Origin of the sequence: Chenggangzhangella methanolivorans (assembly GCF_042648545.1) — a bacterium.
Lineage (GTDB): Bacteria > Pseudomonadota > Alphaproteobacteria > Rhizobiales > Methylopilaceae > Methylopila > Methylopila methanolivorans.
Genome location: NZ_JBHRXS010000030.1, coordinates 1 through 638 on the forward strand (window position 1 = coordinate 1; position 638 = coordinate 638).

Below are 638 nucleotides of genomic sequence, written 5' to 3' on the forward strand. Positions count from 1 at the left end.
CCCTGAGGCGCGCGTTGCGCATGCTGCCTGTCTTTGTCGAGGACAGGCGGTTGGGGGATGAAGTGCGTGGACACGATCGCGCGGATCCGCCGCGAGCATTTTGTGCGCGGCAAGACGATCAAGGAGATCGTGCGCGAGCTGCACGTGTCGCGGAACACGGTGCGGAAGGTGCTGCGGTCGGGCGCCACGGCGTTCGAATACGAGCGCGAAGTGCAGCCGCTTCCGAAGCTCGGGCCCTGGCGTGACGACCTCGGCTGCTGATGGAGAACGAGGGACGGGCGGCGCGCGAGCGGCTGACGCTGATCCGGATCTTCGAGGCGTTGCGGGCGCTGGGCTACGAGGGCGGCTACGACGCGGTCCGGCGCTACGCTCGCGGTCGGCAGCGTGAGCGGTCGTCGTCATCAGCGGCGTTCGTGCCGTTGAGCTTCGATCCGGGCGAGGCCTACCAGTTCGACTGGAGCCACGAGATCGTCCTGATCAACGGCGTGACCACGACCGTGAAGGTCGCGCACGTCCGGCTCTGTCATTCACGGATGATGTTCGTGCGGGCCTATCCGCGCGAGAGCCAGGAGATGGTGTTCGACGCCCATGACCGGGCGTTCGCCTTCTTCAAGGGAACCTGCACGCGCGGGATCTAC

At 66.8% G+C, this 638-nt stretch carries 1 pseudogene; it reads left to right on the top strand.

Annotated features, from left to right (window positions below):
- Positions 1–57: 57 nt before the first annotated feature.
- Positions 58–638 (top strand): annotated as a pseudogene (gene istA, locus ACFOWB_RS26640) (IS21 family transposase); the annotation flags it as partial.